General features: G+C 59.5%; 6 protein-coding genes. All 6 read right to left on the bottom strand.

From position 1 onward, the window contains the following. Positions 1 to 747: 747 nt before the first annotated feature. Entirely contained in the window at positions 748 to 1,950 is a 1,203-nt protein-coding gene (locus ACRESJ_RS31210) for a retropepsin-like aspartic protease (RefSeq protein WP_431761343.1), read from the bottom strand. A gap of 118 nt (positions 1,951 to 2,068) precedes the next feature. Further along, positions 2,069 to 2,893, bottom strand: a complete 825-nt coding sequence (locus tag ACRESJ_RS31205) for an RHS repeat-associated core domain-containing protein (RefSeq protein ID WP_431761342.1) — start codon at positions 2,891 to 2,893, stop codon at positions 2,069 to 2,071. Between the two features lie 237 nt (positions 2,894 to 3,130). Beyond that, entirely contained in the window at positions 3,131 to 3,697 is a 567-nt protein-coding gene (locus tag ACRESJ_RS31200) for an N-acetyltransferase family protein (protein ID WP_431761341.1), read from the bottom strand. Between the two features lie 165 nt (positions 3,698 to 3,862). Further along, the gene (locus tag ACRESJ_RS31195; RefSeq protein WP_431761340.1) at positions 3,863 to 4,633 is read right to left on the bottom strand and encodes an electron transfer flavoprotein subunit beta; all 771 of its coding nucleotides are present in this window, start codon (positions 4,631 to 4,633) and stop codon (positions 3,863 to 3,865) included. Between the two features lie 15 nt (positions 4,634 to 4,648). Then, entirely contained in the window at positions 4,649 to 5,869 is a 1,221-nt protein-coding gene (locus ACRESJ_RS31190; RefSeq protein ID WP_431761339.1) for an electron transfer flavoprotein subunit alpha/FixB family protein, read from the bottom strand. Then, the gene (dgcB, locus tag ACRESJ_RS31185; protein ID WP_431761338.1) at positions 5,869 to 7,815 is read right to left on the bottom strand and encodes a dimethylglycine demethylation protein DgcB; all 1,947 of its coding nucleotides are present in this window, start codon (positions 7,813 to 7,815) and stop codon (positions 5,869 to 5,871) included. Before dgcB ends, ACRESJ_RS31190 begins: the two co-directional genes overlap by 1 nt. Between the last annotated feature and the right edge of the window lie 162 nt (positions 7,816 to 7,977).

The following is a 7,977-nucleotide window of genomic DNA, read 5'->3' as shown; positions in this document are numbered from 1 at the left end:
CTCCCACATTGGATCGCAGTCACCTCGATCAAGTGTGGGAGCGGGCTTGCTCGCGAAAGCGTCCTCAAAGTCACCACATATCTCTCTTAATAGAACTGTACGAAATATGACCTATTCCGTTCAGCGCTATATCCCACGCGCCCCTCAGCCTTCCGCAAACAAGTTATCCACATCTCCACCCACAGCAACTGGGGACAACTGTGGAAAGTCTGCAAATTTTTTCCACAGAAACTGAATAAAATCCGTGACTTATTCAGAACGCCCGTTTTCCACGGCACCTGCTCACTTATTGATCAATTCTCTGAACATCACGTAATACGTAGCCTGCAGCGTATGGCGAACACCTTATCCACAGAAGCACCAACAGACTTTGGGGGAAACTTTGCGGTCATTGTGGAAAACCGCTGCAAGCCGCGAATTTGCTGCGTTCTGGAGATACCTGAATAGCCAAAACGAACGATTTGAACATTTTTTAACCAACTCTTCGAAAGCCACGGTTTATATGGCCTGTAGCGGTAAGCGAACATCTTATCCACAGAAGCGCCAACAGAGATTGGGGGCAAAATCCTGTTAGCTGATCGCCCTACCCGTTAAAAAATCCTTTGAAAAACCGCAGTTTAGGTTGGTTGTTTTTTGATCTGATGGCTGTAAGCCGTGATCTGCAAGGGCTTGAGCAAGTGGCAAACATGTTATCCACAGAAGCGCTCACAGGGATTGTGGGTAAACACATCGAATGATCCGTAATCGTCACACCTTGTTGAAACACGACCGACCCGTTTCGATATTCAGGTTCATCTCAAAATCATCAAACGCCCGCCACCCCAGCAGCACCGACGGCACATACCGCCCCCTTACCCAGGACGGCGGGATGGTGAAGCCCGGATAGTATTTGTAGGTAATCGGCAGGCTGTGGCCCGGCAGGTTCAGCACGCCCTTGAAGGTTTGGTAGCGTTGCCTGTCGGCAGTATCGAGCGGGGAGTTTCCAGGGGTCAGTGTCTGCACCACATTGATTTGCTCACCGGGCAACGCGGACGTCAGGTAGTCGACATTGCCGGTATCGACGATCGCCTGCGTGTCTCGATTGTCCAGACTGGCCGCGATGGTCAGTCGCTGGTTGAGGTCGATGCGGGTGTAGGTAATCGGCGAGTCGCAACGCGGGGAAAGTGCGGGGTTGAGCTCCAGGGTCTTGCGGGTGATTTTCAGCGGTCCCAATTTACTGATCAGGTCCAGCCCCAGCAGGTTGTCCCGATCACTGACGAACACCAGCACGTTCCTGAATTCGCTTGAGCCGACCTTCAGCGAGTCGATGACCCCAAGCCTGGCCGACAGATTGTTCTCGCCGTAAAACGTGCTGTAGGCGTAATGGGAGTCGGTCAGCAACCTGATCCCCATCAGCTTCGCGGTGTCGACATTGACCCGGGTTTGCGGCGCGCCTGTATCAAGGACGAAACGCGCCGTATGACCGTTGGCAGCGCTGACATCGATGAATGGCAGCATCTCTTGCGCAATGAAGTGGTCGCTGGCGTACGGATGAATTTTCAACCTTTGGTGCTGCGGCGTGCGTTTCACCGAGAAATCGCCTGTTGTGCGCAGAGTTGCTAACGACTGATCCCCGAACATCGAGAACAGGACTTTCAGTTCTGGATCGGCCTTGATGGCCCGAGCGTGTCGGCGCTGGATCGCCAGGTAGTAATCGGGCAACTGATTGACGGCCTTGAGCTCGAACATTCGGGCGATCACCGTTACCGAACAGTCGAGGTTATTCCCGGGCTCTGGCACACGGTCACAACGTTCGCGCAATTGCGTCAGGGAGGCTTTCTGCCCTTGTTCCGACGCCAACCATTGATAGAAGCCCGGTTCGGGCAAGACACGCGGTTCAGGTGCGTTCGGGCGGGTAGCAGCCAGCAATCCCGTCGACGCCAGGACAACCCAGGCAAGGAGCAAACGCATCAGCGGCTTCATGGCCAACCCACTCATAAAAACCGGGTTTTATGAACAAGCGCTGAAAGCTCCTTGAACCAGTGCTGCATCCTGATCAGCGCACAGTAAAAAATGTAGTGCAATGCGATTAGGGTTGCCTGATTTTCTCTGCCTGAAGCTTTATTGAATCGATTCCTCCAGATTCAGTTCCTGAGCTTGAACTGACTGAATTTTTCTGAGAGATGACTTCATCAGGAATTGCCGTTTTTACGGCCTTCGGTGGTTTTGCCAATCCCAATATACTTCTAACGTTGTCTCTCAATATCTTCCAAAATTTATTGCTCTGGTAGGCAGCCTTCAATGCGACAGCTCCGCGTACGGCAGCGCCAGTCACCAAAGCCCCCGTCCCCGCAGCACTAACGGCAGCTCCGGACTGCATTCCGACAGAACTCATCACCGCCCCGGTGAAGCTACCAACGGAGCCGAGCAGGCTGAAACGAGTAGCGTGCAAAGCGACCCCTGTAACCGGCGCGGGCGCGAATAACATCGCGGCCGGAGCCATCGTGTGCAGAGCCGCTGTTAAACCTCGCTGAATAAACGGTAAAACGCTCTGCCAGAATTTACCTGTAGGGTCCACGTAGTTGATCGGATCCCCCTTGCAATACGCATACGCATTCAATCCCCCTTTCTCAAACGGACTCAGCCAGTCAGGGCTCTGAAAGCGCATCAGCACCGGGTTGTACACCCGATGCCCATTGCCCAAATGGTACCAACCGGTCGACCGCTCCCGCAGTTGTCCGTTGAACCCCAGGCGAGCGCCTGCCGCGAGCGGCCTGCTCTGTTCACCATAGGGGGTGTAAGCGAAAGGATTCGGGCCTGTACGGTCCAGTTCTGCGAGAACGCTGCGTTGCAGATCCGTCGCCAGCAGCACGGTTCTCGTGACGGAATGTTGAAAGGCGCGAGAGGTAGGCATCGACGGCGTCCTCGTGGAGGCGTTTGAGCTGTTCGATACCGTATCAAACCGAATTCAAAATCGACACTATCAGTTCTGATAGTGGCCACAGAACTGTAAGAGCTGCCGAAGGCTGCGATCTTTTGATCTTGCCTTTTATAAAGTCAAAAGATCGCAGCCTCGTTTCACTCGTCAGCTCCTACACAGCTCCTACGCAGGCGCTGTGAATACAAGTCCCGCTCGCTGCTGGCATTACCCTTAGGGCCGATACATCAGGTAAGCCTCACCCGTAACCCGAATCATCGGATGCGGCGTGATCTGGCAAGTATCGACAACGCGAAACCCATGGCGCTCGTAGAAACGCCGGGCGCCGGTGTTGGCGGCGTAATCGATCAGGCTCAGGCCATTGAGGCCAAGCTGGTTGGCGCGGTCGTAGGCGTAAGCGAGGAACTGTTTGCCGAGGCCTTGATTGCGCCACCCCTCATGCAGCGCCAGGCTGGAGATGTAGAGCGTGTCGGGGATTTCCATGGTGGCGTAGGGCGCCAGTACCGGATCGGTCACGGGTTCGGCGAACGGATCGTGACGCATCACGTAGCTGTGCATCATGCCGATGACCTGCCCGTTCGCCTCGGCGATCAGGCAGTTCTGCCAGGAGAAATCCACGCCGTCGCGGGCGTAGCGCAAGGCGCCGACGTCGAGCAGGCTTTGGCCGGGTTCGGCAATTTGGCTCCAGATGTAATCTGAAGCACCCTCGGATGAAATCTGGAACAGGCGCGCAATTTCCCGCGCATCGTTGCGCTGGGCGGAACGGAATTCAACGGTCATGGGTTTGGTATGCCCTTGGTGGGTTCTTGTATGGTGATCGTTCCCACGCTCCGCGTGGGAATGCAGCAAGGGACGCTCTGCGTCCCAATCAAAAGCCGAACGCGGAGCGTCCGTGGAGGCATTCCCACGCAGAGCGTGGGAACGATCGGCGGTGCGACGGAAGAGTTAGCGAACAACGCCTTCTTCGATCAGCAACTTGAGGATCGCCTCGGCACCCGCTTGCGCGGTCACGCCCTTGAGCACTTGCCCGCCACCACCGCTGGCCTTGGCCGTCGCGGCTTTCATGCGGTCGGCGCCGCTCTTGGCCTTGATCACTTTCAGGCGTTTTGGCCGTGGTTTGGCCGGTTGCAAGGTGGCGACCGCCAGCAACTCATCGTCGACGACCTCCACATCATTGGCCTGCAACACACCACGGCGGGCCGGGCCGTAGGCGCTTTGCCGCGGCTTGGGCGCAGCGTTATCCACAGTTGCCAGGAACGGCAAGCGAACCTTCAAGCGACGACGTTGACCACGGGGCAAGGCTTGCAGCACCAGCGCCGAGTTGCCATCGATGGACTCGACCTGCGCCAGCCCCACCACCAGCGGCCAACCCAGGCCTTCAGCCAGCAGGAACGGCAGCATGCCCGAACCTTCGCCGGTTTCCGCCTGGCTGCCGGTCAGCACCACCTGGGCACCGGCGTCACGCAGATACGTGGTCAACGCCGGCAGTGCATCGGCGCCTTCCGGTTGTTCCAGCACGTGAAGCTGTTCCAGGCCCATGCCCAGATAAGCCCGCAGCGCAGGCTCGGCGACATCGCCGGCATGCAGCACCTGCAAGTTATCCCCAGCCAGTTGCAGACCCAGTTCCACCGCCCGCGCATCCTGCTCCGCGCGTCGTGGCCGGCCAGAGGTCGGGTGGGCGCCGATGGACACCAGGCTAATGATTTTCGTGCTCATAACCCTTTCCTTCCCTTATGCCGCATCGCGCTTGGCATCGTTGCGGTAAGCCTCTAGCGCCTCGATCAAGGCTCGAAGAATCTCGGCGCTCTCGCCGATCACCGACAGGTCGGCCCGTTTGATCATGTCGCAGCCAGGGTCGAGGTTGATCGCCACCACCTTGTCGCAGGCACCAATGCCTTGCAGGTGCTGGATCGCCCCGGAAATCCCCACGGCCACGTAGACCCGTGCGGTCACCCAGGTACCGGATGCGCCAACCTGACGGTCGCGGGCCATGAAGCCATCGTCCACCGCCACCCGGGAAGCACCTTCAGTGGCGCCGAGTGCAGCAGCCGTCTGGTGGAACAATTCCCAATCCTTGACCCCATTGCCGCCGGAGAAGATGAACTCGGCTTCGGCCATCGGGATCGCCGCCGGGTCCACTGCCACCGCGCCCAAATCCTCGATGCGCGAGAGACTGCGCGCGATGGCTGTGGATAACTCCACCGGCAAGGCTTCGTGACGGGTTTCGCTGACCGGCTCCGCGCATTCAACGGCCGCTAGAATCAAACGTGCGACCGGGCGGGCCAAGTCTTGCAAACCTGCACCGGCGCGGCCGATACATTCCTGATCCTTGACCTGCCAAACCCGAGTGGCCGGGCGTTCGCCCAGGGCGGCGGCAAAGCGTCGACCCAGTTCCCCGCCACCGCTGCGGCTGTCCGGCAGTAGCCAGTGACGCGGGTTGAACTGGTTATCCACAGCCCGCAGGCCCTGGACACGTTGCTCCGGTGCATAACCACTGAACTCTTCGCCATCCAGCACCAGCAGGCGATCGACGCCGGCCGTGGCAAAAGCGCTTTCCTTATGCTCGCCAAACACCACCGCCAGCACCGCGCCGTCCTTGCCGGCCAACTGATGGGCCAGGCCCAGCAGGTCACGGTCATGACTGCTCAGACGGCCACCGACCATGTCCGGCACCACGCTGATGTAGAACGCAGGTGCAGGCACTTGATGCAGCGGCAATTGCACTTCAACGGCGGCCGAACGCTTGGCCGAGCCGCCCTGTTGCGCGCCGCTGCGGTCAATTCGTTTGATTCCGTTAGGGCCGATAAAACCGACGCCATGCAGATTTTTGCGGATGATGCCGTTCGGCCCCATCCAGCTATGTTGCGCCGGTTGCATGGCCGCATGCAGCGGATGCAGACGGTTACGGGCGATCCATTCGGCGCGGGGGTCGCGGCGGATAATGTCGCTCATCAGTGCACCTCCGCGGGTTCGCGTTTAGCCGACGAGGCGGACTTAGGCGCGTCTTCTTCAAGCAGTGCGTCAGCCACCAGTTCGGCGATGTCTTTGATCAACGGTCGGGGTTCGACCACACCTTCGAGCATCGCGGTGCACTGTGGGCAACCCACTGCTACCAGCTCGGCCCCCGTCTCGCGGATGTCTTCCATGCGCATGTCGGGGATACGTTGCTTGCCCGGAATGTCGGTGATCGGCGCACCGCCGCCACCGCCGCAGCAGCGCGAGCGGAAACCGGAACGTTGCATTTCCTTGACCTCGATACCCAGGGCACGCAGTACCTGACGCGGCGCCTCGTATTCGCCGTTGTAACGGCCGAGGTAGCACGGATCGTGATAAGTCACGCTGTCGCCTTTGTGCTGGCCAAGGTTGAGCGCGCCAGCCTCGATGACTTCTGCCATGTAGGTGCTGTGGTGCTGCACCAGGTAGTTGCCATCGAACGCGCCGTACTCGTTTTTCAACACGTGGAAGCTGTGCGGGTCACAAGTAACGATGCGGTTGAAGCTGTATTTGGACAGGGTCTGAATGTTGCGCTTGGCCAGCAATTGGAAGGTCGCTTCGTCGCCCAGACGGCGGGCCACGTCACCGCTGTCGCGTTCTTCGAGGCCGAGCACCGCGAAGTCGATCTTGGCCGCTTTCAGCACTTTCACGAAGGCGCGCAAGGTGCGCTGGTTACGCATGTCGAATGCGCCGTCGCCGACCCAGAACAGCACGTCGGTGGACTTCTTCTCGCTCATCAGATTGAGGTTGAGGTCCGCCGCCCAGTTCATCCGCCCGCCCGGCGCGAAACCGCCCGGGTTGTCGGTGGCGATCAGGTTTTCCAGGACTTCGGCACCCTTGTTCGGGGTCGCGCCTTTTTCCAGGGTCAGATGGCGACGCATGTCGACGATGGCATCGACGTGCTCGATCATCATCGGGCATTCCTCGACGCAGGCGCGGCACGTGGTGCAGGACCACAGGGTTTCGGCGTCCACCAGACCGTTGACGATCGGTTGATGTGGGTTGCCGCTGTGTTCGCCAATCGGCTTGCCTGGATACGGGCTACCGGCGAACTTGGCATCGGTGCCGCCAGCCAGGCCGACGACCATGTCCTGAATGAGCTTTTTCGGGTTCAACGGCTGGCCTGCGGCAAACGCCGGGCACGCCGCTTCGCATTTACCGCACTGCACGCAGGCGTCGAAACCGAGCAGTTGGTTCCAGGTAAAATCCTTGGGCTTTTCCACGCCCAAGGGGGCTTGCGGGTCGTTCAGGTCGAGCGGTTTAAGGCCCGTTGAACGACCACCGCCAAAACGTTCGGCGCGACGGTGCCAGGCCAGGTGCAGCGCACCGGCGAAGGCGTGCTTCATCGGCCCGCCCCAGGTCATGCCGAAGAACAGTTCCGACACGCCCCACAGCACGCCAATGCCGAGAATCACCGCCAGCAACCAGCCACCGAAGTTCTCCGGCAGGATCCCGGCCACCGGCAGAGTCAGCAGGAAGAACGACGCCGAGAAAGCCAGCAGGCTTTTCGGCAGGCGCATCCACGGGCCTTTCGACAGGCGTGAAGGCGGATTGCGACGACGCAGGTAAACGAAGATGGCACCGACGAACATCACCGCCGACATCAGCAGCAGCGCGTAACCGAGGATGCGGTTGTGCAGGCCGAAACCATGCACCAGAATCGCCAGCACGATGGACGCCACCGCGCCACCGGCCGTAGCCACGTGGGTGTTGGCAATGTATTTGTCACGGGCGACAACATGGTGCAAGTCGACCATGTAGCGCTTGGGCATGGCGAACAGGCCGCCGATCAGATCGACCTTCGAGGCCCGGCCCCGACGCCACATGGCCACCCGCCGCAATGCGCCCAGGACACCAAGGCCCACGGCGGCGAACAACAGGATTGGAAGAAGGGTGTTCAACATGGTGAAGCTCCCACCAGTACAGCCTGAAGAAACAAGGTCGTGTCATTGATCGTTCCCACGCTCTGCGTGGGAATGCAGCCCGGGACGCTCCGCGTCCGCGGTTGGGACGCGGAGCGTCCCGGGCTGCATTCCCACGCAGAGCGTGGGAACGATCAATGACAC

The organism is Pseudomonas sp. (genome assembly GCF_050739655.1).
GTDB lineage: Bacteria > Pseudomonadota > Gammaproteobacteria > Pseudomonadales > Pseudomonadaceae > Aquipseudomonas.
Note: the sequence above shows the minus strand (reverse complement) of the source record. Positions and strands in the feature narration are given on the sequence as shown.